At 67.5% G+C, this 25,637-nt stretch carries 22 protein-coding genes; 17 read left to right on the plus strand and 5 right to left on the minus strand.

From position 1 onward, the window contains the following. Nucleotides 1-17 precede the first annotated feature (17 nt). The 4 genes from HOP52_RS08865 to HOP52_RS08880 are packed head-to-tail and all read left to right on the plus strand — an operon-like array spanning nucleotide 18 to nucleotide 6,494. A complete protein-coding gene (locus tag HOP52_RS08865; RefSeq protein ID WP_238977015.1) occupies nucleotides 18-3,698 on the plus strand; it encodes an ATP-binding protein in 3,681 nt (1,226 codons plus the stop codon). Between the two features lie 26 nt (nucleotides 3,699-3,724). Further along, nucleotides 3,725-4,351 carry a condensin complex protein MksE gene (locus tag HOP52_RS08870; RefSeq protein WP_422677702.1) on the plus strand — a complete coding sequence of 209 codons (627 nt, stop codon included), beginning with the start codon at nucleotides 3,725-3,727 and terminating at the stop codon, nucleotides 4,349-4,351. Then, nucleotides 4,348-5,604: a hypothetical protein gene (locus HOP52_RS08875; RefSeq protein WP_238977017.1), complete on the plus strand. Its 1,257-nt coding sequence runs from the start codon at nucleotides 4,348-4,350 to the stop codon at nucleotides 5,602-5,604. The genes HOP52_RS08870 and HOP52_RS08875 overlap by 4 nt, the downstream gene beginning before the upstream one ends. Then, nucleotides 5,601-6,494, plus strand: a complete 894-nt coding sequence (locus HOP52_RS08880) for a DUF7281 domain-containing protein (RefSeq protein WP_238977018.1) — start codon at nucleotides 5,601-5,603, stop codon at nucleotides 6,492-6,494. Before HOP52_RS08875 ends, HOP52_RS08880 begins: the two co-directional genes overlap by 4 nt. 9 nt (nucleotides 6,495-6,503) lie before the next feature. Here HOP52_RS08880 and HOP52_RS08885 read toward each other — a convergent pair whose 3' ends face one another. After that, nucleotides 6,504-6,968, minus strand: coding sequence for a hypothetical protein (locus HOP52_RS08885; RefSeq protein ID WP_238977019.1), 465 nt, complete (start codon nucleotides 6,966-6,968; stop codon nucleotides 6,504-6,506). A 169-nt stretch (nucleotides 6,969-7,137) separates the two neighbouring features. After that, nucleotides 7,138-9,264 carry a TonB-dependent receptor domain-containing protein gene (locus tag HOP52_RS08890; protein WP_238977020.1) on the minus strand — a complete coding sequence of 709 codons (2,127 nt, stop codon included), beginning with the start codon at nucleotides 9,262-9,264 and terminating at the stop codon, nucleotides 7,138-7,140. A gap of 249 nt (nucleotides 9,265-9,513) precedes the next feature. Here HOP52_RS08890 and HOP52_RS08895 point away from each other — a divergent pair, with 249 nt between their 5' ends. The 7 genes from HOP52_RS08895 (at nucleotide 9,514) to HOP52_RS08925 (ending at nucleotide 14,961) form a co-directional block, all read left to right on the plus strand. Continuing rightward, nucleotides 9,514-10,296 (plus strand): DUF3450 domain-containing protein, encoded by a 783-nt coding sequence (locus tag HOP52_RS08895; protein ID WP_238977021.1) that lies wholly within the window; start codon nucleotides 9,514-9,516, stop codon nucleotides 10,294-10,296. After that, complete coding sequence (locus HOP52_RS08900; protein WP_238977022.1) at nucleotides 10,293-11,666, plus strand: MotA/TolQ/ExbB proton channel family protein; 1,374 nt, start codon at nucleotides 10,293-10,295, stop codon at nucleotides 11,664-11,666. Before HOP52_RS08895 ends, HOP52_RS08900 begins: the two co-directional genes overlap by 4 nt. Continuing rightward, nucleotides 11,650-12,183 (plus strand): MotA/TolQ/ExbB proton channel family protein, encoded by a 534-nt coding sequence (locus HOP52_RS08905; protein ID WP_238977023.1) that lies wholly within the window; start codon nucleotides 11,650-11,652, stop codon nucleotides 12,181-12,183. Before HOP52_RS08900 ends, HOP52_RS08905 begins: the two co-directional genes overlap by 17 nt. Beyond that, the gene (locus HOP52_RS08910) at nucleotides 12,176-12,583 is read left to right on the plus strand and encodes an ExbD/TolR family protein (protein WP_238977024.1); all 408 of its coding nucleotides are present in this window, start codon (nucleotides 12,176-12,178) and stop codon (nucleotides 12,581-12,583) included. Before HOP52_RS08905 ends, HOP52_RS08910 begins: the two co-directional genes overlap by 8 nt. Beyond that, nucleotides 12,580-13,317, plus strand: coding sequence for an energy transducer TonB (locus HOP52_RS08915; RefSeq protein ID WP_238977025.1), 738 nt, complete (start codon nucleotides 12,580-12,582; stop codon nucleotides 13,315-13,317). The genes HOP52_RS08910 and HOP52_RS08915 overlap by 4 nt, the downstream gene beginning before the upstream one ends. Nucleotides 13,318-13,321: 4 nt before the next feature. Beyond that, the gene (locus HOP52_RS08920; RefSeq protein WP_238977026.1) at nucleotides 13,322-14,455 is read left to right on the plus strand and encodes a tetratricopeptide repeat protein; all 1,134 of its coding nucleotides are present in this window, start codon (nucleotides 13,322-13,324) and stop codon (nucleotides 14,453-14,455) included. A gap of 125 nt (nucleotides 14,456-14,580) precedes the next feature. After that, nucleotides 14,581-14,961, plus strand: coding sequence for a DUF6746 family protein (locus tag HOP52_RS08925; RefSeq protein WP_238977027.1), 381 nt, complete (start codon nucleotides 14,581-14,583; stop codon nucleotides 14,959-14,961). A 100-nt stretch (nucleotides 14,962-15,061) separates the two neighbouring features. Here HOP52_RS08925 and xthA read toward each other — a convergent pair whose 3' ends face one another. Beyond that, nucleotides 15,062-15,889, minus strand: coding sequence for an exodeoxyribonuclease III (xthA, locus tag HOP52_RS08930; RefSeq protein ID WP_238977028.1), 828 nt, complete (start codon nucleotides 15,887-15,889; stop codon nucleotides 15,062-15,064). Then, nucleotides 15,889-16,140, minus strand: coding sequence for a hypothetical protein (locus HOP52_RS08935; RefSeq protein WP_238977029.1), 252 nt, complete (start codon nucleotides 16,138-16,140; stop codon nucleotides 15,889-15,891). The genes xthA and HOP52_RS08935 overlap by 1 nt, the downstream gene beginning before the upstream one ends. A 147-nt stretch (nucleotides 16,141-16,287) precedes the next feature. Here HOP52_RS08935 and rhlB point away from each other — a divergent pair, with 147 nt between their 5' ends. Together rhlB and dinG are read left to right on the plus strand one after the other, a co-directional pair. Further along, nucleotides 16,288-17,562 (plus strand): ATP-dependent RNA helicase RhlB, encoded by a 1,275-nt coding sequence (gene rhlB / locus HOP52_RS08940; RefSeq protein ID WP_238977030.1) that lies wholly within the window; start codon nucleotides 16,288-16,290, stop codon nucleotides 17,560-17,562. Nucleotides 17,563-17,846: 284 nt separating this feature from the next. Further along, nucleotides 17,847-19,982, plus strand: a complete 2,136-nt coding sequence (gene dinG, locus HOP52_RS08945; protein ID WP_238977031.1) for an ATP-dependent DNA helicase DinG — start codon at nucleotides 17,847-17,849, stop codon at nucleotides 19,980-19,982. Nucleotides 19,983-20,055: 73 nt separating this feature from the next. Here the strand turns inward: dinG and HOP52_RS08950 are convergent, their stop codons facing one another. Beyond that, nucleotides 20,056-21,129: a 3-deoxy-7-phosphoheptulonate synthase gene (locus HOP52_RS08950; protein ID WP_238977032.1), complete on the minus strand. Its 1,074-nt coding sequence runs from the start codon at nucleotides 21,127-21,129 to the stop codon at nucleotides 20,056-20,058. Between the two features lie 314 nt (nucleotides 21,130-21,443). Here HOP52_RS08950 and rpoE point away from each other — a divergent pair, with 314 nt between their 5' ends. The 4 genes from rpoE (at nucleotide 21,444) to HOP52_RS08970 (ending at nucleotide 25,451) form a co-directional block, all read left to right on the plus strand. Further along, nucleotides 21,444-22,058, plus strand: coding sequence for an RNA polymerase sigma factor RpoE (rpoE, locus tag HOP52_RS08955; RefSeq protein ID WP_238977033.1), 615 nt, complete (start codon nucleotides 21,444-21,446; stop codon nucleotides 22,056-22,058). A gap of 168 nt (nucleotides 22,059-22,226) precedes the next feature. Continuing rightward, nucleotides 22,227-22,949, plus strand: a complete 723-nt coding sequence (locus HOP52_RS08960; RefSeq protein ID WP_238977034.1) for a sigma-E factor negative regulatory protein — start codon at nucleotides 22,227-22,229, stop codon at nucleotides 22,947-22,949. Beyond that, nucleotides 22,949-23,926 carry a MucB/RseB C-terminal domain-containing protein gene (locus tag HOP52_RS08965; RefSeq protein WP_238977035.1) on the plus strand — a complete coding sequence of 326 codons (978 nt, stop codon included), beginning with the start codon at nucleotides 22,949-22,951 and terminating at the stop codon, nucleotides 23,924-23,926. The genes HOP52_RS08960 and HOP52_RS08965 overlap by 1 nt, the downstream gene beginning before the upstream one ends. A gap of 115 nt (nucleotides 23,927-24,041) precedes the next feature. Next, entirely contained in the window at nucleotides 24,042-25,451 is a 1,410-nt protein-coding gene (locus HOP52_RS08970; protein ID WP_238977036.1) for a DegQ family serine endoprotease, read from the plus strand. Nucleotides 25,452-25,637 lie beyond the last annotated feature (186 nt).

Below are 25,637 nucleotides of genomic sequence, written 5' to 3' on the forward strand. Positions count from 1 at the left end.
CGGATCAAGGACGCGGCATGGCTCACCTGCTACGCATCGTGATGATTCACGGCCATCTCGAGGGGGTGGTCGAGCTCAGTGTGGACGGCCACACCAATATCTGCGGCACCAATGCCTCGGGCAAGACCACTCTGCAGCGCCTGGTGCCGGTGTTTTATGGCGAGCTGCCCAACAAGGTGGTGCCCAAGACACGGATGAAGTTCGATGCCTTCTACCTGCCGCATCGCAACAGCTACCTGGTCTACGAGTATCGCCGTGAAGCGGGCAACGTCTGCCAGGCGGTGCTGACCCGCAAGAGCGAGGGGGGAGTGGAGTATCGCTTCGTCGGCTCGCCCTACCGGCCCGAGGATTACCTGGTAGAGAGCGATGCCGGGGTCGCGGCCCTGGACTACGCCCAGTGGGCCAACGGGCTGCGTCGCGAAGGGATCAGCGTGTCGGCCAAGCTGGGCGCCACCTCCGAGTACCGCTCGGTGATCCAGAACGACTTTACCCAGTTTGGCGCCTCCCAGCCCCGGGGCAACAGCCGTGACGGCCTCAAGCTGCGCCAGATCGCCGCCCAGTTCAGCCTGGTCAAGCCCGAGCGACGCATTCGCCATATCGAGAAACTGGTCTCGGCGGTGCACGCCAAGGAGGGCAAGATGGACACCCTCAAGACCATGCTGGCGGCGATCTTCGAGGAGGATGGCGTCGAGCTGCCGGTGACCCGGATCCGCAACACCAAGGCCCGTGAGTGGATCGCGCAGATGCGCCAGTCGATGCGGCTGGAGCCCCTGCAGCAGGCGCTGGGGCGTCTGGGGGAGGTGGATCGGGAGATCGCCGATCTCGAGACCACGCTGTGGCAGTTGAGACCCCAGCTGGAGGCCGACCGCCATCGCGGCGAGCGCACCCTGGCCGATCTGGCGTCGCAGCTGAACCGGCACCAGTGCGAGTTCCAGGCGCGCGAGCGCGACTACGAGCAGGCCCGGGACGCCCTCAACGACCGCACGAGCGAGCTGAGTAGCGAGCTGGATCATACCCAGCGCGACCTGAATGACCTGCAGCGCCAGTACGAGCAGTACGCCGAGGCGGACATGCCGGCCCTGGAGCGTGATCTCGAGTCCCTGCCCCAGTGGCGTGAACAGCATCAACAGCTGCGCGACCACCTGGAATTCATGCAGCAGGCCGTGCAGGCCAGCCAGGCGAAGCTGGAAGGGCGGCTGCGTGAGCTGGCCGATACCCTGGCCCGGCAGACCGATGAAGCCCAGGCGCTCATCGACGCCCTGGGCGACGAGAAGGAGGCCCGCCGTGAGCGGCACTGGGAGGCGCAGCGCACCCTCGAGGCGCGCTATCAGGCCGAGCGGAGTGACCTGGACGCCAGCTACCAGGCGCGTCTGGAGCAGGGCATCGAGCGCCTGGCCGAGCTCAAGGCGCAGCAGACCCACACCCAGACCCCCGAAGAGGTCCAGGAGGCCGAGCTGGCGCAGGCGCGCCTGGATCAGGCCCAGAGCGACCGCAGTGCGGCCGCCACCACCCTGGAGGGGCTGCGTCGCGAGCATGAGACCTGGAAGGGCGAGCGTGACGCTGCCGAGCGAGAGCTCGAGCAGGCGCGGCAGCAGCGCTCACGGGCGGAGCACCGCTGCGCAGCTCTTTATCAGCAGCGCGACCCCGCCCAGGGGAGCCTGCGCCACTTCCTGCGCTACCACCGCCCGGGGTGGGAGCAGACGCTGGGCAAGGTGATCGCCCCCGAGCTGCTGGAGCGCCGCGACCTGGCGCCCCAGGTCAAGGACACGCCCAGCGACGACCTCTTCGGCGTGGCCCTCGACCTGGCCGCGATCGCGCTGCCCGACTATGCCCAGGATGAGGCGGGCCTGCTGGCCGCCATCGAGGCGGCCGAGGTGGCCCTGACCCGTGCCGAAGCGGACGTTCAGGCCGCCGAAAAACGCCTCAGGGCCCACCACGAGCGGGTGCAGGGCGCCGAGACTACCCTGGGGCAGGCGCGCATCGCCCTCAAGCGCGCCGATACGGAGGTGGAGTACGCCCTGGAGGCACGCCGTCAGCAGCAGGAGCGCCATGCCAGGCAGCAGCAGGCGCGGCGGGCCGACGGTGAGGCGGCGCTGGCCGAACAGGAGGCGTTGCAGCAGGCGCTGCGCGATGAAAAGCGCGAGGCGCTCGAAGCGCTTGCCGACACGCATCAGGCGCAGCTGCTCGAGCTGAAGGCCGACGCTCAGAGCCAGCTGGATAGCCTGGATGAGCAGATCCGCCAGCACAAACGCCAGCTTGGCGACCTGAAGGCGGAGCATCGACGCCAGCGGGAGGAGCTGGAAGCCGCCTTCAACCAGGAGCTGGAGGCGCAAGGGGTCGATCCGGTCACCCTCAAAGAGACCAAGTCACGACTGGCGGCGCTGGAGGAGCGCATGCGCCTCACCGCGGCCCGCCAGGAGGAGCTGGCGGCCTATCGGCGCTTCATGCGCGTCGAGTGGGGCGAGCGCAAGCCGCGGCTGGTGGAGAAGGAGGCGACGCTGACCCGCGAGCGTCAGGCGGCCGAGCGCGAGCGCGAGCAGCTGCGTGGCGACTTCCAGGCGGCCAAGTCGGCCCATCAGCAGGCGGTCAGCGAGCTGAAGGCCAAGCGCCACGCCGAGCAGGAGGTGATGGACGCCCTCGCGCCGCTGCTGACCCAGGTGGAGAGCCTGGCGCTCAGCCCGGCGGCCGAGCCGCTCAGCGAAGCCCCCGGCGATGTGCACGAGCGCATCGAGCGCGCCCGCCAGGCGTTGATCGGCCGCAGCCGCGAGCTGGAGACCCTGCGCAAGGGCTGCGAGCAGGTGGAGGGCGAGCTGATCAAGGGAGCCAGTAGCGGCTTCGTCGACGCCCTGGAAGCCGAGCGCGGCAAGTTGACCGGCGACTCACCGCGGCGGCTGCTGCCGCTGCTGCGCGGCATGCTGCAACTGCTGGAGGACCAGCAGCTGCAGCTGGTGCAGCAGGGGCGCAATCTCAGCGATGATCTGGACAAGTTCTTCACCGTCTTTCGCGACCTCAACCGCCGCATCAGCGCCCAGAGCCGCCGCCTCTCCGAGGAGGTCGCCGACGACCTGAAGCTGGAAGGCATCGGCAAGGCCGAGGTGAAGATCCAGTCCACCATCGACGAGCTGGGCTTCTGGGAGCCGCTCAAGCTGTTCGCCCAGCGCTACCGGGAGTGGCGGGAATCGGGGCAGCCGCTGCCCAGCGACGACTACCTCGATGCCCTGGCCGACGTGGTGGAGCTGTTGCGCAGCGACCAGCAGTACAGCTTCGAAAGCCTGCTGCGCCTGGAGCTGCACCTCAACGAAGGCGGCACCGATCTGGTGATCAAGAACGACCGCCAGCTGCTGGAGTCCTCCAGCCACGGCATGGCCTATCTGATTCTGTGCAAGTTCCTGCTCGCCTTCACGCGGCTGCTGCGCGGCCAGGCCCAGATCGCCATCCACTGGCCCATCGACGAGATCGGCACCCTGGCCTACCACAACGTCGAGAAGCTCTTCGATGCCTGCGACAGCAACCGCATCCATATCGTCGGTGCCTTTCCCAACCCGGAGTCGGACGTGCTGCTGCTGTTCCACAATCGCTACTTGATCGACCGCGACGAGGCCGACCCCAACTGCCGCCGTCTCAAGCGCATCGAGCCGCGCCTGAGCCGCCTGGCCGAGCGGCTGCAGGCGCGTAGCGCCGAGGAGGTGTCCGCATGATCGAACGCTCAATGGTCGAGCACGCCATGGTGGCGTTGGGCCCACTGCTGGAGCGCCTGCTGGCCGGGGAGTTCATCTGCGCGGTGAGCGACGAGAGCGCCTTTCGTCACCTGGAGGATGAAGCGACCCGCGAGCAGATCGACACCTACCTGCGCCCGCTCAATCGTCGGCTGGCCGCCAACCCCGAAGGCAGCGTCTATTTCCTGGCCTGGCGCCAGCTGAGCGACGATGCCCGGGAGCAGCTCTCCCGCCAGCTCGGCGACACCGTCAACAGCCTGCTGCCGCTGCTGGAGTGGCTGCAGCTGGTGCAGGAGGCGCTGGGGCGCGACGCCCTGATCGCCCCCGGCGACGTGCTCAAACCCGCCGAGATCAGCGCCAGGTGCGAGGACAACCAGAGCCTGCGCGAGCGCCTGGAGCGGCTGGCCACCGACGGCTTCTTCGGTTCCCAGAGCGAGCAGCTCGACGCCCAGATCAAGCAGGTCTTCAAGCGCCTCAGAGAGCACGGCTACCTGCTCCAGCCCCATGCCGAGCGCCAGGTCTACCTGGTCACCGGCAAGATCGACTACCTGATCGACCTGGTGCGCTTCATCCGCGACGAGGAGAACCTGCCCGTCGAGGAGGAGGGGGCCGCCACCCAGGAGGCGCTGCTGTGATCGGGGCCGATACGCATGATCCCCATGCCCTGGAGAGCCGCCTGGTCAGCACCGGCGCCGAGCGACTGGCGCTGCTTGGCAAGCACGCCGAGGCGCTGATGGCCGGCTACACCCGGGACGAGGTGCCGCTGGCGGCGTTGAGCGAGGCGGCCCTGCGCAAGCTGCTGGCGGCGCGGATCCTGTGGCGGCCGGACGAGCAGGGCGGCGTGAAGCTCGCCCCCAAGGTGCGCGAGCTGATCGCCGAGATGCTCGCCGACGAGAGCCGCCGTCACGTCAATGCCGACGTGGCGGAGACCCTGGAACTGCTGCGCAGCCTGGTGCAGAGTTACCGCGAGGCCCGCGACCTGGGCGAGCACTGGCGCCAGGAGCAGCACCTGCTGCGCCTGCGCCAGGAGGTGGACGACCTCAACGGGCGCTTCGCCGATGCCATCGACAGCCTCTGGCAACGCCTCAACAGCGACTTCGGCTTCGTCAGCCGCCTGAACGACAAGATCCGCGAGAACGACCGTGCCCAGAAGCAGATCGTGCGCCTGCTCGACGGCCTGGCGCTGATCGACTTCGACGAACTGATCGAGCTGGTGGGCAGCGACGGCGCCCTGCGCAAGCTGCTGATCAGCCAGCTCCAGCAGCAGCTCAGCCAGCACTACACTGGCCTGCGCGAGGTGCAGCGGCGGCTCATCGAGCTGATGGCACGCTTCCGTCAGCAGCAGTCGCGCAGTCGCTTGGTGGCGGGCATGGCCGCCTTCCTGCGCGAGCACCCCGGCTTCGTGCCCGGCAACTACGCTCGGCGCAGCGAGGTACCGGCACTGGTCAACCGCGCTACGCCCCTGACCGCCGCCGCGGCACCGGCGCTGGATCGCCACCTGGACGTCAAGGTCCTCACCGAGCTGCTCCACCGCCTGCCCGCGCCGCCGCACAAGCCGCAGACGGTCACCGCTGCGGGCCCTGCCGAGGCCCAGGAGGCGAGCCTGGTGGCCGCCCGTCAGCAGGCGCTCAAGCAGGACGTGGAGCGCTTCTACCTGACCGTGATCGACCACGACGGCGAGGCGCTGAGCGCCCTGGCCTACCTGCGGGCCAGCGACATGGCGTGGACCGACGAGATCTGGCTGTTCCAGGTGATCGCCGAATTTCAGGGGCTGCCGAGAGGCGAGCAGTGCGCCTTTCGTCTGCACCAGGAGGAGAGCCAGGCGAGCCCTTTCAACCATCTGCGTCTGATCCATGACGTTCATCTGCAGCTGGCGCTGCCGGCATGAGCCTCTCGCCCGGCGCCTACAAGCTGCTGCGCGGGATTCGGGAGCGGCTGCGCCGCGCGCCCGGGGTGGAAAAGCCGCGCAGCGGCAAGGTTGTGGCGGAGATCGAGGCCTGGTGCGCCGAGCATGACATTGAGCTTGGTGTCCGCCGCTCCACCAAGGCGCTGCGCTTTGACCGCGAGCTGCTCACCCAGATCGATGACACCCTGGCCGCGCTGGGTCAGCCGGCGATCGACGTTGACCTCAGCGGCCTGACCAGCGGCGAACAGGCCGGTCGGGGAAGTCTCGAAGCCAAGAGCGTGCGTGAAAGCCCCCGCGCCAGGCGGGTGCTGGTGAGCCTGGCTGCCGGCGCACCGCGGCCCGGCCTGGTCGCCGAGACTCGCGAGTATCGCGACCTCGACCGGCGCTCGCTCGACCTGGGGGCCTTTGATGCGCTGATCCAGGTGGAAAACCTCGACGGCTTCTACGCCTTCGACCCCGACAGTGTGGCTGGCGCCCGCTGGCGGAATCCGCTGGTGGTCTATCGTGGCGACACGCACTACGGCGGGGGGTTCGCCGCCCTGGCCGAGGCCTGGGCGGCAACGGCGAAACCGCACTGCTACCTGGGCGATTTCGACGCTTCCGGGGTGGGATTCGCCCTCGCCAGCCGGGCCACCCATCTGCTGCTGCCGCCCCGGGAGTGGCTTGAACAGCACGCCACCCCCGATCACCTGCCGGCCGCGCAGATGACGGCACAGGCGGGATTGCGCGACCACCGGGATACGCTGCCAGATGGCCACCCCTTACGAGAGCATCTGGCGCTCATTCTCGATGAGCAGCGGGGACTTCGCCAGCAGTGGTTCGCCGAACGGCTGGTAAGGGTATCGCTGGGACGAGATGTGGTCGGCGCTTAGGGGCACCTCTTACCACCCCAGCCAGCCACGCAGCCGCTGGCTGGGCGATGATGCACGTCTGGCTGATGCGCGGTTGGCAGTGCCGGAAAGCTGTGAGGTGGCTTCCTTGAGCGGCGCCATGATGGCTTCGAGGTGGTGCTGGCAGAGTTGGCGGTTGAGGGCGGCGGGGCACTGTGCCATCAACAGGCCGCAGTGGTAGATCGCAGTATCCAGCGCCTGGCAGACCTCATTGAAAGGCGCCGCCTCCTGGCGGCAACGCTGCAATTCACTGAGCAGCATCCGCAGCGTTTGAGCATCGAGCCAGCAGGGCGTGTCATCTCTCCTTGGAGAGGTTGCCACCGAGTTCTGGATGGCCTGGAAGGAGACGTGAAGAAAGACACAGGTGTAATAGAGCTGGGAGCGTTCCGTGTTCATAGGGCACCATAAGTCATCAAGATGAGACTGATTTTCATTCTGGTGTTCGGTGGCGGTCATGTCAAATGCTAAAGCGTGACTCCCACCCACGCTCGTCGGCTTCTCTCCTCGAACAGCGTCTGCGGCGACGCAACCCGCGCTCGTCCAGGGTGCACTGATGGGGGTCCGCGAAAAAGAGCCAGCGCGGGGCTGGCTCAAAGCGATCGATACAGTTCCGGTAAAGGTGGCGTCAGAAGTCCACGTTGAGTGACACCATCAGAGAGCGAGGCCCATAGAGGTTGTTGTAGACATTGCTGTAGGCGATGTTGCCGTTGTCTTCGCGCACATAGGGACGATAGTCCTTGAAGTCGCGGTCGAGCAGGTTGTTGACCACGCCGTTGACCGAGACATGCTCGCTGACCCGGTAGCGACCTCCCAGGTTGACCATCGTAGTGCTCCTGAAGTCGCCCAGCGCATCATAGGCGCCCTGGGATCTGCCACCGTTCTGCGGCTCGTGGAAGTTGCGCGGGCGGAAGGCGCTGCTGCGATACTCGGCACCCAGGAAGGCGTTGAGCTGCGGGGTGGCCTGCCAGTCGAGGCGCAGGTTGAGCATATGCTCCGGCACGCTGACCAGGGGGTCGCCGACCAGGCTGGCCGCGGTGGCGCCCTCCTTCAGCTCGCTGTCGGTATAGGTGTAGTTGCCCGATAGGGTGACGGTATCGGTGAAGGCATAGGAGGAGGCCAGTTCGATGCCCTGGATGCGCGACTCACCGATATTGTCGTTGGTGCGATCGCTGGCGCCGGTGGCGCGCTCGATCTTGTCCTTCAGGGTGTTATGGAAGGCAGTGACCTGGGTCATGAAGCCCCGGCGGTTGTCATAGCGGGCCGACACCTCGTAGTTGGTGCTGCGCTCAGGTTTGAGGTCGGGGTCGCCGAACAGCGGCACGCTGCCGCCGTCGCCGAAGCCCACGATGCCGTCGAAGGTCTGCTCCATCAGCGGGGCGCGGAAGCCCTGGCCGGCGCCACCCTTGAGGGTCCACTCGTCGGTGGCCTCGAACACCGCGTAGGCGCGGGGGGTGAACTCGCCGCTGATGCCGGCATACTTGTCATAGCGCAGCCCGCCGGTCAGTGCCAGGCGCTGGGTGGCCTGCCACTCGTTCTCGGCAAAGAGGCTGTACTGGTCGCGGGTGACATCCTCCGGCAGGAAGCCGTCCTTGAAGGTGGCGTCCAGATACTGACCGCCCAGGGTGACCAGGTGATCGCCGAAGACGTTGGTCAGCCGGGTGTCGAGGATATCGGTGGTCAGCTTGAGCTGGCGCGCCGTGCCGAAGCGGTCGGCATCGGGTACCGCGCCGGCATTGATGGTGCGTCCCTTGGTTTCGACGATATCCCGGGTCAGGGAGGTGTCCAACTGACCGAACGCAAAATCGCCGCGATGGCTCAAGCGGAACTGATCGCGCTCAAAGACCAGCTCACGTGAGTAGCCGCGTTCGAAATCCTCCGGCGCGTTGCCGGTACCGGTAAAGCGGCCCACCTGGCCGAATCGGTTATTCAGGGTTTGTTGCGTGGTATCAAAGCGCAGGCTGATGTCATGGCTATCATGGGGCGTCAGCACCAGCTCGCCGCCGAAAGTCTCGACGTTGGCCTTGGTAGGATTCTGGCCCATGGTGCGGTTATCGGTCAGGCTGGGCTCGGTGCCGGGAATGTCGATGGAGGACGCCGCGCGCTCCAGCAGGCGACCGTAGAGCTGAAGGCCCAGGTGCTCGGAGATCGGGCCGCTGACGTAGCCCTCGGTGATCGTGGTGCCACCGAAGTCGGCGTCGGAAAAGTGCTCGGTGGCGATGGAGCCCGCGCCACGCCATTCGTTGCCGGGCCGGCGGGTGATGATGTTGATCACCCCGCCGATGGCATCGGAGCCGTACAGCGTCGACATGGGGCCGCGGACCACTTCGATACGCTCGATGGCAGCAATCGGCGGGATGAAGGTCGACTGAGAGTCGTTGAAGGCGTTGGGTGCCACCGTGGCCGAGACGTTCTGGCGCACTCCGTCGATCAGCACCAGGGTGTACTCGCTGGGCAGCCCGCGCAGGCTCACGGTCTGATTGCCGGTCTTGCCGGAACGGGCGTCCAGCGGGCGGCTGTTGACCCCCTCGATGCCGCGTACAGCCTCGGCCAGGTTGGTGACGTGGCGCTCCTCGAGCTCCTCTCGCGTGATGATCGAGATGCTCGCCGGGGCCAGTTCGATGGTCTGCTCGAAGCCGCTGGCCGAGATCACCAGGGTGTCCAGCTCCTCGGCTTGGGCGGGCAGTGCCATAACGGCGGAGAGGGCGGCGACCAGCGGGGTGCGCCGCAGCGCATGGTGCAAGTGAGGCATCATGAAAGTCCCTTGTCTCTGATGTGAAGTCTCTTGATGTGAAAGAGTTTCTTATGCAAACGATAGAGATTGTCATTTGTTTTTATAGTGGTACCCTATAGCGATCCACCTTGATATGCAATAGATAATCATTTGTATTCGATGCCTGTGCCGCGCCCCGCTGGGGCAAGGCCGGTGGCAAGAGTGCGAAACATCGAGGCGACGCGAGTCGTCGACAACACCTGCCGAGGAGGCGGGTCCTGGAGAAGCCACGTGTGTGACACCCCGACTCAATTCCGACGCCTTGGCTGGCTGCTGCTCAGCGGTGCGCTGGTGGCGCTGCCGGCGCTTGGCGATAGCACGCTTCAGCAGGAGGCGAGAGAGGCGCAGCGCAGCCAGGCCGAGCTGCAGTCGCGCATCGATGCCGCCGATGATGAGTCGCGCGCCATGCTCGAGGAGTTGCGCGAGTTGGAGCGCGGCGCGCGTCGTCTGACGCAGGAGAACGCCGGGCTCGCCCCGCGCAACGCGCGCCTGGCCGAGACGCTCGACCGTCGCGAGGCGGCGCTGGATACCCTGGAGCAAACCCGTGAAGCCCTGCCGCTGCTCCAGCAGCGCCTGGTCGAGCGGCTCGGCCAATGGATCGACAATGACATGCCGTTCCTGCGCGAAGCGCGCCAGGCGCGAGTGGCCAGTTTGAATGCCCAGAGTGGGGAGCTTTCCACCGCCGAGCGCTGGGAGCGCATCGTCGGTGCATGGCGAGCCGAGCTGGCCTACGGCCGCGAGTTCGACGCCTGGCGCGGCTATCTCGGTGAGGGTGAGGAGCGCCGTGAGGTGGATTTTCTGCGACTGGGGCGCGTCGGTTTCTATTACCTGACCCCTGACGGCCGCGACGGCGGTGTCTGGCAAGAGGCGTCCCAGGCATGGGCATCGCTTGGCGAGGCCCAGCGCCGGGAGGTGCGCAGCGGGCTGCGCATCGCGCGTGACCAGCGTGCTCCGGAGCTGCTCACGCTGCCCATCTCGCCGCTGCTCGAGCCGGCCGGGGAGGGCGACACATGAGATCGCTGAGACTCCTGATTGTGGTGCTGATTGCCGCTTTTCTGGCGGTGCCGGTCTTGGCGCAGGCCCAGTCTGAGCCGCTGAGTTCGCTGCGCGCCGAGCGCGAGGCCGCCGAGGCTCGCGATCGGGCGCGACTGACCGAACTGCTCGAGGATCGCGATGCGCTGGAAGCCGCCCTCGAGGAGGCTCGCGCCGCCCATGAGCAGGCGGAAGCCCTGAATGCCGAGCTGCAGGCCGAGGCGCAGGCCTTGAGCGAGCGCCAGGCCGAGCTCGAAGCCCGCCGCCAGGAGCAGGGCGACGATCTCGAAGCCGTGCTGGCTTCGCTCGTCCGCCACAGCGGTGAGCTGCGCGATACCCTGGGTGACAGCTGGCTCACGCTGGCCGGGGCCGAGCTACCGCCGCGGCTGAACGATGCCGAGGTGCTCGAGCTTGGCCAGCTGGAGGCGTTCGTCGACCGCCTGATGGCACTCACCGTCGATACCGGCAGAGCGGTGCGCTTCGAGGCGCCGGTGGCTGCCGCCGATGGTCAGATTGCATCCCGCGAGGTGATTCGACTGGGTGATTTCGCAGCCTTTACCGACGGTGAGCTGCTGCGTCGAGGTGCCGACGACCAGACGCTGTCGGTGGTCGAGCGCACGCCGCCCGATGTGGCCGCCAGCCTGGTGGCCTTCCACGGCGGAGAATCGCGCACGCTGGCCCTCGACCCGACCCGTGGCCAGGTCATTTCGGCGTTGGCCCAGCGACCGAGCCTGATCGAGCGCTTTCATCAGGGCGGTGCCGTGGGCTACGTGGTGGTCACCCTGGGCGGCATCGGGCTGCTGGTGGCGCTGCTGCAGTACGGTTATCTGCTGCGCGTCAGCCTGACCATGCGCCGCCAGGTGCGCGATCTGAGCCGGCTGCGGGATGACAATCCGCTCGGGCGAGTCTTGCAGCGCTTTCGCTCGCTCGATGCCAATCCGGTGCCCGAAGCGCTGGAGGCTCGGCTCGACGAGGCGGTGCTGGCCGAACTGCCAAGACTCGAGCGCGGCCAGCCGTTGGTCAAGCTGCTGGCCGCCGTCGCGCCGCTGCTCGGGCTGCTGGGGACCGTCACCGGCATGATCGTTACCTTCCAGGCGATCACCGTGTTCGGCACCGGCGACCCTCAGCTGATGGCCGGCGGCATCAGCCAGGCGCTGGTGACCACCGTGCTGGGGTTGATCACCGCGGTACCGCTGCTGTTCGCCCATACCGCCCTGGCCGGTCGCAGTCGCTATCTGGCGGGGCTGATGGAAGGGCAGGCCAGCGCGGCCCTCGCCGAGCAGCTCGAGCGGCGCAGCTCGCCGGCAAAGGCACCCCTGGGGAGCGAGGCCCGTGATGCCGCTCTGGCTTGAGCCTCTGGAGCGCCTGGTCGAGGCGGGAGGGGCGATCCTGGTGGTCATCGCCCTGGTGGCCATGCTGCTGTTCAGCCTGGCGCTGGAGCGGGTCTGGTACTTTCGCATCACCTATCGTCGCGCCCGCCGCCAGCTGATCGATCGCTGGACGGCACGCCCCGATCACCTGAGCTGGAGCGCCTTGACGCTGCGCGAGGCCTGGACGCGGGCGCTGATCGCCCGGCTGCGCCGTCCGCTGCCCTGGCTCAAGCTGCTGGTGGCGCTGTGTCCGCTGCTGGGCCTGCTGGGCACGGTCACCGGCATGATCGCGGTGTTCGACAGCCTGGCGCTGAGCGATACCAGCCAGGCCCGCTCCATGGCCGATGGCGTGGCGCGGGCGACCCTGCCGACGCTCACCGGCATGGCCGTGGCGGTGGTGGGGCTACTCTTTACCAGCCGTCTGGAGCAAATCATTCGACGCGAGGATCAGCGGCTGCACGACCGCCTGGCCCGCGCCGTGGAGGAATCCCATGCGTAGACGCCGCAGCGGCAGTGACGCCGGCGATGCCGGCGAGGTCAACTTGACGCCGATGCTGGACGTGGTCTTCATCATGCTGATCTTCTTTATCGTGACCACCAGCTTCATCAAGGAGAGCGGGATCGAGATCCAGCGCCCTGAGTCCAGCGCGGCGAGCCCGCAGCCGGAGGCGCAGGTGATGGTGGCGATCACCCCCGAGGGCGCTGTCTGGGTGGATGGCCAGCCCATCGACCTGCACCGGGTGGGTGACGAGGTGGCCGGCCTGGTGAGCAATGACGGCTCGGTGGTGATCCAGGCCGATCGCGATTCCACGACGGGCTTGCTGATCGAGGTGATGGACCGCATTCGCGAGGCCGGCGTGGCGCAGGTCGCGGTGGCGGCCAGCCGGAGTCGGTCGTGACGCGTATTCCCTTTTCCACGCTGGGTGGGGTGGCCCTGGCGCTGCTGCTGTTCTGGCTGCTGGCGCTGCTGGTGACGCCACCGGAGGAGGAGTTCGACGTGCTCGACGTCAGCATGAGCATGAGCATGGTCGAGGCTCCCGAACCGGTGCAGGAAGAAGTGGCCGAACCCAGCCCCGAACCACCGCCCCAGGTTGAAGCCAGTCCGCCACCGCGGCCCGAGCCATTGCCCCCGCTGGAGAGCCCGATCGCCATGCCGGAGCCCGAGCTGCCGCCGGAGGAGATGGAGTCGCCCGAACTCGACAGCCGCCTGCCGGAGCTCAGCGAGGCGCGGCCTGAGCCGCCCCCCGAGCCCGCTCCGGAACCGCCCCCCGAGCCTGCTGCCGAGCCGAGCCCGTCACCGTCGGCGCCCAGTGCCGCCCAGGAGGGGCCGACGACCGATCAGGCGGCTCCGGCCGAGTCGGGGCCGGTGGATGTCGGCGAGATCGCCCCGACCAGCCGGGTGCCGCCGGAGTACCCGGCGCGAGCCCAGCGGCGCGGGTTGGAAGGACATGTCGAGCTGCAGTTCCTGATCCGCCCCGATGGCAGCGTCGATCGCTCATCCATTCGCGTCGTCGAGTCGCAGCCGCGCAATGTCTTCGATTCGGCCGCTGAGCAGGCCGTGGCCCGCTGGCAGTTCGAGCCCGCCTCGGGAGTGCGCCGGGCCCGGCAGCGCCTGGAATTCCAACTGAGGTGACACCATGAACCGCCATCTTGTCGTCACGCTGTTTGCCGCCGCCTGGCTGCTTCTGGCCGGGTCGGTGGCGGCCGCCCCCCCGGCGCTGCCCGGCGATATCATCGCCGACCTGGAGCGGATGCAGCGTGAGCTGCAGCAGGGTGAACACGACCGGGTCGGTGAGCGCGCTCGCGCCCAGGCCGGGCGCCTGGAGGGGGGTAATGCCGCCGATCGCTGGGCCAGCGCCCTGTATCGCCAGCTGGCGGCCGGGGCCGAGGCCAGGGCGGGGCGGCGCGAAGTGGCCGCCGATCACCTGGCCCAGGCCCGCCGCGTTCAAGAGGCCCCGTCGTCTCAGCGCGACCGCTGGCTGAAGGAGGAGGCAGGATTGCGCCTGGCGGCGGGGCAACGGGAGGCGGCCGTGGCGCTGCTACTGGAGTGGCACGAGCGTCATGCGGGCGGCGCCGATGACCGCTGGCGGCTGGGGCGCGCCCTGGCGGAGCTGGAGCGCTGGCAGGAAGCCGCGCGCTGGGTCGACCGGGCGCTGGCGGTGGACGACGCCCCGGATGCCGGGCGCCAGGCCCTGGCGGCAGCGGTCTACCAGCGAGTCGATCGCGGGGGAGACGCCTTGGCGCGCCTGGAGGCAGGGCTGGATGCGGCGTCCGATCCCCAGGCCTGGCGCCGCGCCGCGGCGCTGGCCCAGCGGCTGGGCGATCCCGAGCGAGCCACGGCGCTATGGGAAGCCGGCTGGCGCCTGGGGGTGCTGGCCGGCGAGGCGGATCTGCGGCAGCGCATCGAGCTACACCTCGTGGCGGGAACGCCGGCGCGGGCCGCGGAGTATCTCCAGGCCGCGCTGGAGGAGCAGGCGCTCGACGACAGCCTGGAACATCGCCGGCTGCTGGCCCGGGCCTGGCAGGCCGCCCGTGACCGCGACCGGGCACTCGCCGCCTGGGAGGCCATGGCGCGGCGCAGCCAGGCCGCCGAGGACTGGCTGCGCCTCGGCCAGCTTGCCCATGGCTGGGGGCGAGACGAAGTGGCCGAGAGCGCGCTGGAGACCGCGAAGGCGTTAGGCGCCGAGCAGGCCGAACGCTGGCTTGCGGCGCTGCGCTCGGTTGAGAAAGAACCGAATGTCTGGCACCAAAACCTGACCCCGGTCCCTTGAGTTGATTGGGTGCAATGATAATCGTTTACATTAACTCTGTTCATTGGTAGCGTTATATCGCCTTGGCGGCCTTGGGCTGCCGCTTTCCATCGCTTTGATACTCCATGAACAGTAGGGGATGACACATGCACAAGCCGCTGATCGCTATTGCCTTTTCGGGCCTGCTCGCCGCCGCGCCTTTCGCCTTGGCCGATGAGCATTCGCGTATCGATCACTTCGAAGCCCTGCCCTCGGAGACGCTGGTGCAGGCGGTGGCCAATTTCACCTCCCACAATGCCCACCTGGCCGCGATCCTGGAGCAGGAGACGCTCAGCATGGATGACCTCAATGCCGTCCATGAGTTGACCTACACGCTGGAAGTGGCGCTGGAGAAGCTCCACACTGACCTGGCGGCCCTGGCCGATACCCTGGAAGAGGTGCATATTGCGTCCGAAACCGGTGATGTCGACGGCGTCAGGGCCAATGGTGAGGCCTACCTGAAGACTGCCTGGACCGTGATTCGATAACGCGAACCCAGAGAAAAGCGCCAGAGTGCAGCGCGGCCGCCCCGGAGGCGGCCGCGCTGGGTTTCGTCTGTTGCGTTACGCCGAGTCGAGTGGTGGGGGCTCAGATCGCCAGTTCGGTCCACACCGGGGCGTGGTCGGAGGGCTTCTCCATGCCGCGCAGGTCGTAGTCGATGCCGGCGTCCTGGACCTTGGCCGCCAGCGACTCGCTGACCAGGATGTAGTCGATGCGCAGGCCGCGCCGGGGCTCGCGGTCGAAGCCTTTGGAGCGATAGTCGAACCAGCTGAAGCGGTCGTCGACCTCGGGGTAGCGCAGCCGGTAGCTGTCGACGAGCCCCCAGCGCTTGATGCCCTCGAGCCACTCGCGCTCTTCCGGCTGGAAGCTGGTCTTGCCTTCGCGCAGCCAGCGCTTGCGGTTGGCCTCGCCGATGCCGATATCGCGGTCCTCGGGGGAGATATTGAAGTCGCCCATTATCGCCAGGCGCTCATCCGGACGGTGCCTCTCCTCCAGCAGCCGCGCCAGCTGCGAGTAGAACTGCCGCTTGTGGGGGAACTTGGTGGGGTGGGCCAGGTTCTCGCCCTGGGGAAAGTAGCCGTTCCACACCGTCAGCGGCTGGCCGTCATTGCCGCGCAGGCGGACGCCGATCATGCGCCGCTGGGCTTCCTCGGTGTCGTCGGGGAAGCCGTAGTGGACCGCCTCGGGCTCGCCGCACTGGGCGGTGTCGACCATCAGCGCCACCCCGTAGTGGCCCTTCTGGCCATGGAAGACTACCCGATAGCCCAGCGCCTCGACGGCCTCACGGGGGAACTCGCTGTCCTGGACCTTGGTTTCCTGCAGGCCGATCACCGCCGGCCGGTGGCTCCGGGTCAGGGCCTCGAGCTGATGCGGGCGGGCGCGGATACCGTTGATGTTGAAGGAGACCAGGCGCATCACTCCGTCGACTCCTCGGACTCGGACGGGGCCGGGCCATCGGGATGAATGGCGATCGGCTGGCCCTCTTCCTGGCGGGCCTGCTTGCGGGCGGCCTGCAGCTTGCGCTGCTGGCGTTTCTTCTGGGTGAAGCGGCGCGACGAGGTCACCTGGTCGGGGTTCTCGTGGCGCCACTGTTTATAGTCCTTGCGCCGGCCGGTGCGGATGGTCACCTTGTCGGCCAGCGAGCGGGTCTTCTTGCGGCGTGTCATCGGGCCGAACTCCCTCGGGTATGGAATGGCGGATTGCGCCCTATTCTACCAGCCCGATGCGGCAGGCGCGCCCTCGTCGCCGGAGGCTGTTACAATGGCCGACTGAACGAGGCTTCCCATCCACTGCTACGGACAGACATACAGCCTATGAGCGAGTCGGAACAGACCACAGCCCCGGCCCAGAACCGCAAGCCCAAGCGTCGTCGTCGCAAGCCGCGGCGCCGCCAGTCGAACTGGGATCTGCGCCAGTTTCAGGTGCCTGTCGAGGCGGGCAAGTGGCGTTTTCACGACTTTGACCTGCCGCTGCCGCTGATGCGGGCCATTCATGCCCTGGGGTTTGAGTACTGCACCCCGATCCAGGCGGAGGCGCTGACCCACACCCTGCTGGGCGGCGACGTGGTCGGCAAGGCGCAGACCGGTACCGGCAAGACGGCCGCCTTCTTGATCTCGATTCTGGCCTACTTCCTCGAGGAGGAGGCGCCCGACGGCCAGAAGCCCGGGGCCCCGCGGGCGCTGATCGTGGCGCCGACCCGCGAGCTGGCGCTGCAGATCGAGAAGGACGCCAAGGCGTTGGCGCGCTTCACCGACCTCAACGTGGCCAGCGTGGTCGGCGGCATGGACTATCAAAAGCAGCGCGACAACCTGGGCAAGAAGCTCGATATCCTGGTAGCGACCCCGGGGCGGCTGCTCGACTTCCACGAGAAGCGCGACGTGGACCTGACCCAGGTCGAGGTGCTGGTGCTCGACGAGGCGGACCGCATGCTGTCGATGGGGTTCATTCCCGACGTCAAGCGCATCATCCGCCATACGCCCAAGAAGGAGGAGCGCCAGACCTTCCTGTTCTCGGCCACCTTCTCCCAGGACATCCTCAACCTGGCCAGCCAGTGGACCCATCAGCCGACCCATGTCGAGATCGAAGTCACGGTGGAGAACTCCGCCAATATCGATCAGCGGGTCTACCTGGTCAGCGACGAGGACAAGCAGCGCCTGCTGGTGAATCTGCTGCAGCAGGAGAGCTTCGACCGGGTGATGGTCTTCGGCAATCGCCGCGACCTGGTGCGCAAGCTCGATGAGCTGCTGAAGAAGGCCGGCATCAACGCCGCCATGCTCTCCGGCGACGTCCCCCAGGCCCAGCGCATTAAGACCCTGGAGAGCTTCCGCGAGGGCGAGATCCAGGTGCTGGTGGCCACCGATGTCGCCGGCCGTGGCATCCATATCGAGGATGTCAGCCATGTGATCAACTACACCCTGCCGGAAGACCCGGAGGACTACGTCCACCGTATCGGGCGTACCGGCCGTGCCGGGGCCGCCGGGGTGTCGATCAGTTTCGTCGGTGAGGAGGACGCCTTCTCGCTGCCGGAGATCGAGCGCTACATCAACGACAAGCTGCCCTGCGAGCATCCGCCCGAGGGGCTGCTGTAACGCCTTGTTCCCCAGCGGCGGCTGACTGGGGAGCATCTGGGCGTTGCTGGTGGCTTCGGAGCCGTCGACAGGTTTACGAGGAGGCGCTGTGAACCCTTCCCTGGGCGCTACTTTTGCCCTGCTTCGCTCTCGCATCCTGCTCCGCTTGCAGGACCGGGGCTGGCCATCCATGGCCAGCCCGTTCGGAGCAGTGCTCCTCACCCATGGCAAAAGACCTCCTCTTCAACCTGTCCCCGGCTCCCTCAGGTAAGCCATTCCCCTTAAGTTCTCTAGAGAGTGAGGCCATGCTGGACGAGGCCCTCAAGGGCGAGATACAGGCCGCCTACCGCCGCGTACTGGAGGCCCAGGGGCTGACGCCGCGCTACGGCCAGCGGCTGATGATCGCCGAGATCGCCCGGACGCTCAGCGCCATCGAGGCCGATGACGCCGGCAAGCGCCTCTCCGACGAGCACGTCTGCGTGCTCGAGGCGGGCACCGGCACCGGCAAGACCCTGGCCTACCTGCTGGCGGCGCTGCCGGTGGCCAAGGCGCGTGGCAAGCGGCTGGTGATCGCCACCGCCACCGTGGCGCTGCAGGAGCAGGTGCTGCACCAGGACCTCCCATCGCTCAAGGCCCATAGCGGCCTGGACTTTGCCTACGCCCTGGCCAAGGGGCGCGGGCGCTACCTGTGCGTGGCGCGTCTCGAGCAGGCCCTCGACGGTGTCACCGGTAATCCCACCCTGTCGCTGTTCGAGCAGAGCCTGGTGCAGGAGGCCGGCGATGGCTTCAAGGCCCTGGTGACCGAGATGGCCGAGGCATACGGCAGCGGCCGCTGGGAAGGGGATCGCGAAAGCTGGCCCGAGGCCGTCCCGGATACCGATTGGCGGCGCCTGACCATCGACCATCGCCAGTGCACCAATCGTCGCTGCGGCCACTTTGCCGCCTGCGCCTTTTTTCGTGCCAGGCGAGACCTGGAGAGTGCCGACATCATCGTCGCCAATCACGACCTGGTGCTGGCCGACCTCTCGCTGGGCGGCGGGGTGGTGCTGCCGCCTCCCGGCGACTGCATCTATATCTTCGACGAAGGGCACCACCTGCCCGACAAGGCGCTCAATCACTTCACCCACCGGGTTGGCGTGGCGGGGGCGCTGCGTTGGCTGGGCAGCCTGAAGAAGTCGCTGACCGAGCTAAACCAGGCGCTGGCGGTGCAGCCGGCCCTGGCGCGCCTGCTGGCAACCCTGCCCGAGACCGTCGGGGCACTGGAGCCCCGGCTGGGCGAGGCCTTCGCCCTGGGGCATCAGCTGGCCGGCTGCCCCCAGGGGCTGGGCGAGGACGAGGAGAGCCGCCAGCATCGCTTCGCGATGGGGCGGGTGCCCGAGGCGCTGCGCGACCACGCCGCGACCCTGCTGGTGGGGTTCGCCGAGCTGGCGCGGACCCTGGAGAGCATGAGCGATATCCTGCGCGAGAGCCTCGACCCGGACAAGCACACCGGGCTTGCCCGGGAGCAGGCCGAAGCCTGGCTGCCGCTGGTGGCGCTGCTGCACGGCAGGGCCCTGGAAGCCCACGCCCTGTGGCAGGCCTACGCCGCCCAGGACGAGGGGGGCGAGGCCCCGCAGGCCCGCTGGCTGATGCTGGAGCGTATCAGCGGTGAGCCGGAGCTGACCTTTGCCGCCAGCCCGGTCTCGGCGGCGCCGACCCTGGCCAAGACCCTGTGGGGGGGCTGCTACGGGGCGGTGGTCACCTCGGCCACCCTGACCGCGCTGGGTCGCTTCGAGCGGCTCCAGGAGCGTGCCGGGCTGGCCAATCGCTATCGCTACCAGCGCCTGCCAAGCCCCTTCGACTACTCTCGGGCGGTGCTCAGCGTGCCCCGCGAGGCCTGCGATCCCGCCGACCGCGATGGGCACGAGCGGGCCATCGTCGACTTCGTCGAATCGCTCGGTGAGGATGAGGCGGTGCTGGTGCTGTTTTCGTCGCGGGCGCAGCTGCGTGCGGTGGAGAAGGCGCTGTCGCCGGCCTGTCGTCAGCGGGTGCTGGCCCAGGATCGGCTGCCCAAGCGCGAGCTGATCGAGCGCCACCGGGGGCGGGTGGACGAAGGGGAAGGCAGCATCATCTTCGGCCTGGCCAGCTTCGCCGAGGGCATCGACCTGCCCGGCGACTACCTGACCCACGTGGTGATTACCCGCCTGCCGTTCGCGGTGCCCGACGACCCGGTGGGGGCGACCCTGGCCGAGTGGATCGAGAGCCAGGGGGGCAACCCCTTCATGCGGATCAGCGTACCGGACGCCTCGATCAAGCTGGTGCAGGCCTGCGGTCGGCTGATTCGCAAGGAGGCCGACCGGGGGCGGATCACCCTGCTGGATCGCCGCGTCTTGACGCGCCGCTACGGGCGGGCGCTGCTCGATGCCTTGCCGCCCTTCGTTCGCGAGATCGACGGCGGCTAGGCAGCTGGACGAGGTCCCAATGCATCGGGCCCGCCGTTGGCGGGCCCGATGCACTACCGACGGGAGCGAGCGGTCACGCCTTGCGCTTGGGCAGCACCGGGGCGAGCTTCTGGGCCATTCGCTTCATGGCCTCCTCGGTGGTATCCCAGTCGATGCAGGCGTCGGTGACGGAGACGCCGTACTGCATCTGGCTGTGGTCGTCGGTGATCTTCTGGTTGCCCCAGCCGATATTGGACTCCACCATCAGGCCCATGATCGACTGGTTGCCTTCGAGGATCTGGTTGGTGACGTTCTCCATCACCAGCGGCTGCAGCCCCGGGTCCTTGTTGGAGTTGGCGTGGGAGCAGTCGATCATGATGTTGGCCTGGATGCCGGCCTTGCGCAGCTCCTGCTCGGCCAGCGCCACGCTGACGCTGTCGTAGTTGGGCTTGCCGTTGCCGCCGCGCAGCACCACGTGGGCATAGCGGTTGCCGCGGGTGCGGATGATCGCCACCTGGCCGCTCTGGTTGATGCCCAGGAAGTTATGCGGATGCGACACCGACTGCAGGGCGTTGATCGCCACGTCGAGGCTGCCGTCGGTGCCGTTCTTGAAGCCCACGGGGCTGGAGAGGCCCGAGGACATCTCGCGGTGGGTCTGGGATTCGGTGGTGCGAGCGCCGATGGCCGACCAGCTGATGCAGTCCTGCAGGTACTGCGGCGAGATCGGGTCCAGCGCCTCGGTGGCCAGCGGCAGGCCCAGCTCGGAGAGCTCCACCAGCAGCCGGCGGGCGATGTGCAGGCCTTCCTCGATCTCGAAGGAGCCGTTCAGATGGGGGTCGTTGATCAGCCCCTTCCAGCCCACGGTGGTACGGGGTTTCTCGAAGTAGACCCGCATCACCACGAATACACTATCCTTGACCTCATCGGCCAGGCGCCGAAGGCGGCGCGCATAGTCCAGGGCCGCATCCACGTCATGAATGGAGCAGGGCCCGATCACCACCAGCAGCCGCGGGTCGGAGCCGTCGAGGATGTTCTGGATCGTCTCGCGCCCTTCGATCACGGTGCGTTCTGCGGCTTCGCTTAGCGGAATTTCCTGCTTGAGCGTCTCGGGGGTGATCAGGACATCCTGGGAGAGGACATTGAGGTTGCTGACCTGCTGATCGGACATTGTGATACCTGTATCGTGAAGCGTTGAAGGCAAGGACGATATCCTACTATCACCCCGGGGCCAGGAAAAAATCAATTGCCGCGGGAACCCGCGTGCGGCGCATCCTGTCACAACGCGGGCCCCGGCGCGCTCGGGGTAGCCGGCTTGATGCACGGGCAAGAAACAGGAACACTGGCCTGTCTTCGACAGGTACACCATTTTTAGGGATATCAGCTGCCGACTGGCACCAGGTTGACACCATGCATTCAGACACCGTTTCGACGTTTCACTTACCCGCCATTCAACAGGGGCTCTCCCGGTCGGGGAGGGTGTGAATGGGCAACCGGGAAACCGATCAGCAGCTCGTGGAGCGCGCCCAGCAGGGGGATAATCGTGCTTTCGACCTGCTGGTCAGGAAGTATCAGCACAAGATCATTGGCCTGATCGGGCGCTATGTGCAGGATCATGCCGAGGTGCAGGATGTGGCCCAGGAGGCGTTCATCAAGGCCTATCGGGCGCTGGGCAAGTTTCGGGCGGAAAGCGCCTTCTACACCTGGATGTATCGTATTGCCATCAATACCGCCAAGAATCACCTGGTCTCCCGGGGGCGCCGCCCCCCCGGCAGCGACCTGGATATCGTCGATGCCGAGGTGGTCGACCACAGCGGACGGCTGGCCGATATCGAGACACCCGAGGCCGCCATGGCGCGCGATCAGCTCGAGGCGGCGGTGTTCGAGGCCATCGAGAATCTGCCCGACGATCTGCGCACGGCGATAACCCTGCGCGAACTCGACGGGCTCTCCTACGAGGATATTGCCAATATCATGCAGTGTCCGGTGGGGACGGTGCGCTCGCGGATCTTTCGCGCACGAGAGGCGGTCGATCAGCATATTCAGCCCCTGGTCACCACCCATAGAACCCGCGAGTCGGTAACTGAAGGCGGGAGCTAAGCAGGGTTTTCGCCACGGTGCTGAACTGTCGGGCGCCGTTGGCGTCAGAAGCTGTGACCGATGTACGAGGAGTGTGTCGGCATTCCCACCAGGACCCAGCCGCAGCGGGGAATGCCGGGATTACATTGAATGCAAGGCGGGCGCCTTGAGAGTAGAGGGTGTGAAAAAATGAGTCAGAACGCACGGGAATCGCTTTCTGCCCTGATGGACAACGAAGGTGATGATCTCGAGCTGCGTCGGGTGCTGAAGTCTCTGGAAGACGAGCCCGATGCGGCCGACGCCTGGCGGCGCTACCACCTGATGCGCAGCCTGATGCGACGGGATCATGACATCGATGTCAGCACGGATCTCTCTGCCGGTATCATGGCGCGCCTCGAAGAGGAGCCGGCGCCGGTGGCAGAGACCGGGGTGCGTCGGGCGACCCGTGCGCCATCGTTTGCCCGCAGTGCGGGCATTGCGGCCGCGGTGTCGCTGATGGTGATCACCGGCGTGCAGTTCTACAACGGCAGCGGCTATTTTGGGGATGGACAGTTCGCGGGTAGTCCGTCCGAGGTGGCCGGCGGCGGTGACGCATCGTCAGCGCCGGCGGCGGATCAGCGCATGCCGGAGTCTTCCGCCTTTGGCGGCGGCGGGCAGCTGGCCGCGTCCAGCTCGCCGCTGTTTGCCCCCAGCGGCGGCAGGCCCTCCGGTATCATGCCGGTCGGTGCCGGCTTCGACGGTCCGCTGTTCATGGCACCCAACCCGCGCCAGTCGCTGCGTGCCGACCAGGAACAGGCGCGGCTGTTGCAGTCCTACCTTGACCGCCACGCCGAGGGAGCCGCCTATCCCAGCGGCGATGCCTGGATGCCGCTGCTGCGCGCATCCGGTAGCGAGACACTGGGGCAGCGCTAATGGCCGCCCGGCGCACAGGGTGGCGTCTGGTGCTGCTGGCCCTGGTAGGTCTGCCCCTCATGGCCGCCGCCGGGGCGGTGGCCACCGAGGAGGATGAGCATTTCGACTGTCAACAGCTGGCCGACTGGCCGGCGCCGAAGACGGCCCAGGCGTGGTTCGAACGCAGTCTCTGGGCCAACCACTGCTATGTGTTTCAGGCCCGCGCCGTGCGGATCGGCATCGACGGTGTCCGTACCCTGGCGCTGTCTCACGATATTCAGGACGGCGTCGAGCGCGAAGTGGCGCGCTTCCTCGATGGGCCGGCAGTGGTCTTCGAGCGCCGTGGACGGATCGGCCGGCTGAGCTGGTCCGACGGTGAAGGCGAGGTGCCTGCCTCGCCGGAAGGGATCGCCCGGCATCTCGATCAGCACTATCGCCTCACGCTGGGCGGTGAGGAGCGCATCGCGAGCCGGCGGGTGGTGCGGCTGGACATCGAGCCCCTGGACAACCTGCGCTTCGGTCATCGGCTCTGGCTCGATCAGCAGACCGCCCTGCCGATGAAGCAGGAGCTGATCGACGAGCAGGGGCGGGTGGTGGAAACCTTCCAGCTGACCGAACTCGAGCAGCCGCGCCTCTATGAGGGCAGCGTGGTGCTCGATGCCCGCCGGGAACCGCCTGTGCTGCCGTGGCAGCCGGGCTGGCTGCCCGAGGGCTTCATCGCCCAGCCCGTCGATACCCGCAGCCGCTGGCACAGTGACCGGGTTGGGCATCGCATCTACAGCGATGGCCTCTCCACCCTGAGCCTGTTTGTCGAGCCGCTCGAGGAGGGGCGCGAACGGCTGATACCCGGCCTGCATCGGCTGGGGATCTCACTGGCCGTGGTGCGTCACCTGACGCTGGAAGACCAGCTGATGCAGCTGGTGGTCATGGGCGAGCTGCCGCCGCGGGTGCTGGTGCAGGTTGCCGAGAACCTGATATGGGAGGACGTCGCCCAATAGTCGATACGAGAGGAGGGGGTGCGCCGCTACGGTGGCGCTGCCGATCAGTGCGAGTGAGCCGTTCATGCCAGATCACCACATGTCGAGAACAAGCAAGCGGACGCAGGAGCATTTCATGAAGCCAATGATGCGACACCTTTCCCTCTGGGCGGTCATGGCCGCGCTGATGATGGCCTGGCAGTCGGCCATGGCCCGCGACCTGCCGGACTTCACCGAACTGGTCGAGCAGGCCGCCCCGGGGGTGGTCAACATCGCGTCGACCCGGGTGGTGGAGCGGCGCGATCCCTTCCAGGGGTTCGGGGGGCAGGAGATTCCCGATATCTTCCGCCACTTCTTCGGCGATCGGTTTCCGCAGCCGCCGGGCGGCGGTGGCCGCAGCGAGGAGCGCCAGTCGCTGGGCTCAGGCTTCATCATCAGCGCCGATGGCTACATCCTGACCAACGCCCATGTGGTCGAAGGCGCCGACGAGATTATCGTGCGCCTTGCCGACCGGCGCGAGCTGGAGGCCGAGCTGATTGGCGCCGACAGCCAGACCGACGTGGCCCTGCTCAAGGTGGAGGCGGATGATCTGCCGACCCTGGCGATCGGCGACTCCGACGAGCTGAAGGTCGGCGAATGGGTTGCCGCCATCGGTTCTCCCTTCGGCTTCGAGCACTCGGTGACCGCCGGGATCATCAGCGCCATCAACCGCACGCTGCCGCGTGACGCCTATGTGCCCTTCATCCAGACCGACGTGGCCATCAACCCGGGCAACTCGGGCGGGCCGCTGTTCAATCTCGACGGGGAAGTGGTCGGTATCAATGCCCAGATCTTCACCCGCAGCGGCGGCTTCATGGGGCTCTCCTTTGCCATTCCCATCAACGTGGCCATGGGGGTGGCCGACCAGATCCGCGACGACGGACGGGTGCGCCGCGGCTGGCTGGGGGTGATGATCCAGCCGGTCTCCCGTGATCTGGCCGAGTCGTTCGGCATGGACAGCCCCAGTGGGGCGCTGATCGCCGACCTCGACCCGGAAGGGCCGGCCGCTCGCGATGGCCTGCGGGCCGGCGATATCATTCTCGAGGTTGACGGTGAAGAGGTCGAACGCTCCAGCACCCTGCCGCGCCTGATCGGTCGCGTGGTGCCCGGCAATGCCGTCGAGCTGACCCTGATGCGTGACGGAGAGCGGACCACCGAGACGGTGACCATTGCCGACTGGCCCGAAACGGGGGAGCGCGCCGAGCGCCCCACTGAGCCTAGCGGCTACGAGCGCCTGGGCATGGTAGTGGCCGAACTCGAGGCCGCCGAGCGCGAGCGGCTGGGCATCGAGTCGGGCGTGCAGGTGCGCCAGGTCGAGAGCCAGGGGGCGGCAGCCGAGGCCGGGATCCGCCCGGGCGACATCATCGTCAGTATCGATCACCAGCGGGTGGAGAGCCCGGCACAGCTGGCCGAGCTGGCCAAGACGCTGTCGGCTGAGCGCGCGCTGCCGGTGCGTCTCTACCGCGATGGCCGCTCGCTGTTCGTGGCGCTGAGACTGGGGGAATAGCGCGGCTCCCCGAGGGCCTTGCCCCCATTCGCTGACCTGCCCCGGCGCCTCTCACTCCCCGCGTGGGGCGCCTATGGCGCGGCCGCTTCTGGCGGCCGCGCTGTCCAACCCCCCGCCATGCCGGTACAATACCCGCCATTGAATTCATACGACGTGGCCGGGCGCGGACGATGTCGCCGCTTCCGC

Origin of the sequence: Billgrantia campisalis (assembly GCF_022341425.1) — a bacterium.
In the GTDB taxonomy this organism is placed as follows: domain Bacteria; phylum Pseudomonadota; class Gammaproteobacteria; order Pseudomonadales; family Halomonadaceae; genus Halomonas; species Halomonas campisalis.

Excerpts from the sequence above, each read along its gene's own strand:
- HOP52_RS08910 (WP_238977024.1), top strand. The coding sequence starts at position 12,176 with ATGCGTAGACGCCGCAGCGGCAGTGACGCCGGCGATGCCGGCGAGGTC.
- HOP52_RS08900 (WP_238977022.1), top strand. The coding sequence starts at position 10,293 with ATGAGATCGCTGAGACTCCTGATTGTGGTGCTGATTGCCGCTTTTCTG.
- HOP52_RS08950 (WP_238977032.1), bottom strand. The coding sequence starts at position 21,129 with ATGTCCGATCAGCAGGTCAGCAACCTCAATGTCCTCTCCCAGGATGTC.
- rhlB (WP_238977030.1), top strand. The coding sequence starts at position 16,288 with ATGAGCGAGTCGGAACAGACCACAGCCCCGGCCCAGAACCGCAAGCCC.
- HOP52_RS08960 (WP_238977034.1), top strand. The coding sequence starts at position 22,227 with ATGAGTCAGAACGCACGGGAATCGCTTTCTGCCCTGATGGACAACGAA.
- HOP52_RS08965 (WP_238977035.1), top strand. The coding sequence starts at position 22,949 with ATGGCCGCCCGGCGCACAGGGTGGCGTCTGGTGCTGCTGGCCCTGGTA.
- xthA (WP_238977028.1), bottom strand. The coding sequence starts at position 15,889 with ATGCGCCTGGTCTCCTTCAACATCAACGGTATCCGCGCCCGCCCGCAT.
- rpoE (WP_238977033.1), top strand. The coding sequence starts at position 21,444 with ATGGGCAACCGGGAAACCGATCAGCAGCTCGTGGAGCGCGCCCAGCAG.
- HOP52_RS08920 (WP_238977026.1), top strand. The coding sequence starts at position 13,322 with ATGAACCGCCATCTTGTCGTCACGCTGTTTGCCGCCGCCTGGCTGCTT.
- HOP52_RS08905 (WP_238977023.1), top strand. The coding sequence starts at position 11,650 with ATGCCGCTCTGGCTTGAGCCTCTGGAGCGCCTGGTCGAGGCGGGAGGG.
- HOP52_RS08925 (WP_238977027.1), top strand. The coding sequence starts at position 14,581 with ATGCACAAGCCGCTGATCGCTATTGCCTTTTCGGGCCTGCTCGCCGCC.
- HOP52_RS08935 (WP_238977029.1), bottom strand. The coding sequence starts at position 16,140 with ATGACACGCCGCAAGAAGACCCGCTCGCTGGCCGACAAGGTGACCATC.
- HOP52_RS08865 (WP_238977015.1), top strand. The coding sequence starts at position 18 with ATGGCTCACCTGCTACGCATCGTGATGATTCACGGCCATCTCGAGGGG.
- HOP52_RS08870 (WP_422677702.1), top strand. The coding sequence starts at position 3,725 with ATGGTGGCGTTGGGCCCACTGCTGGAGCGCCTGCTGGCCGGGGAGTTC.
- HOP52_RS08890 (WP_238977020.1), bottom strand. The coding sequence starts at position 9,264 with ATGATGCCTCACTTGCACCATGCGCTGCGGCGCACCCCGCTGGTCGCC.
- dinG (WP_238977031.1), top strand. The coding sequence starts at position 17,847 with ATGCTGGACGAGGCCCTCAAGGGCGAGATACAGGCCGCCTACCGCCGC.
- HOP52_RS08885 (WP_238977019.1), bottom strand. The coding sequence starts at position 6,968 with ATGACCGCCACCGAACACCAGAATGAAAATCAGTCTCATCTTGATGAC.
- HOP52_RS08970 (WP_238977036.1), top strand. The coding sequence starts at position 24,042 with ATGAAGCCAATGATGCGACACCTTTCCCTCTGGGCGGTCATGGCCGCG.
- HOP52_RS08880 (WP_238977018.1), top strand. The coding sequence starts at position 5,601 with ATGAGCCTCTCGCCCGGCGCCTACAAGCTGCTGCGCGGGATTCGGGAG.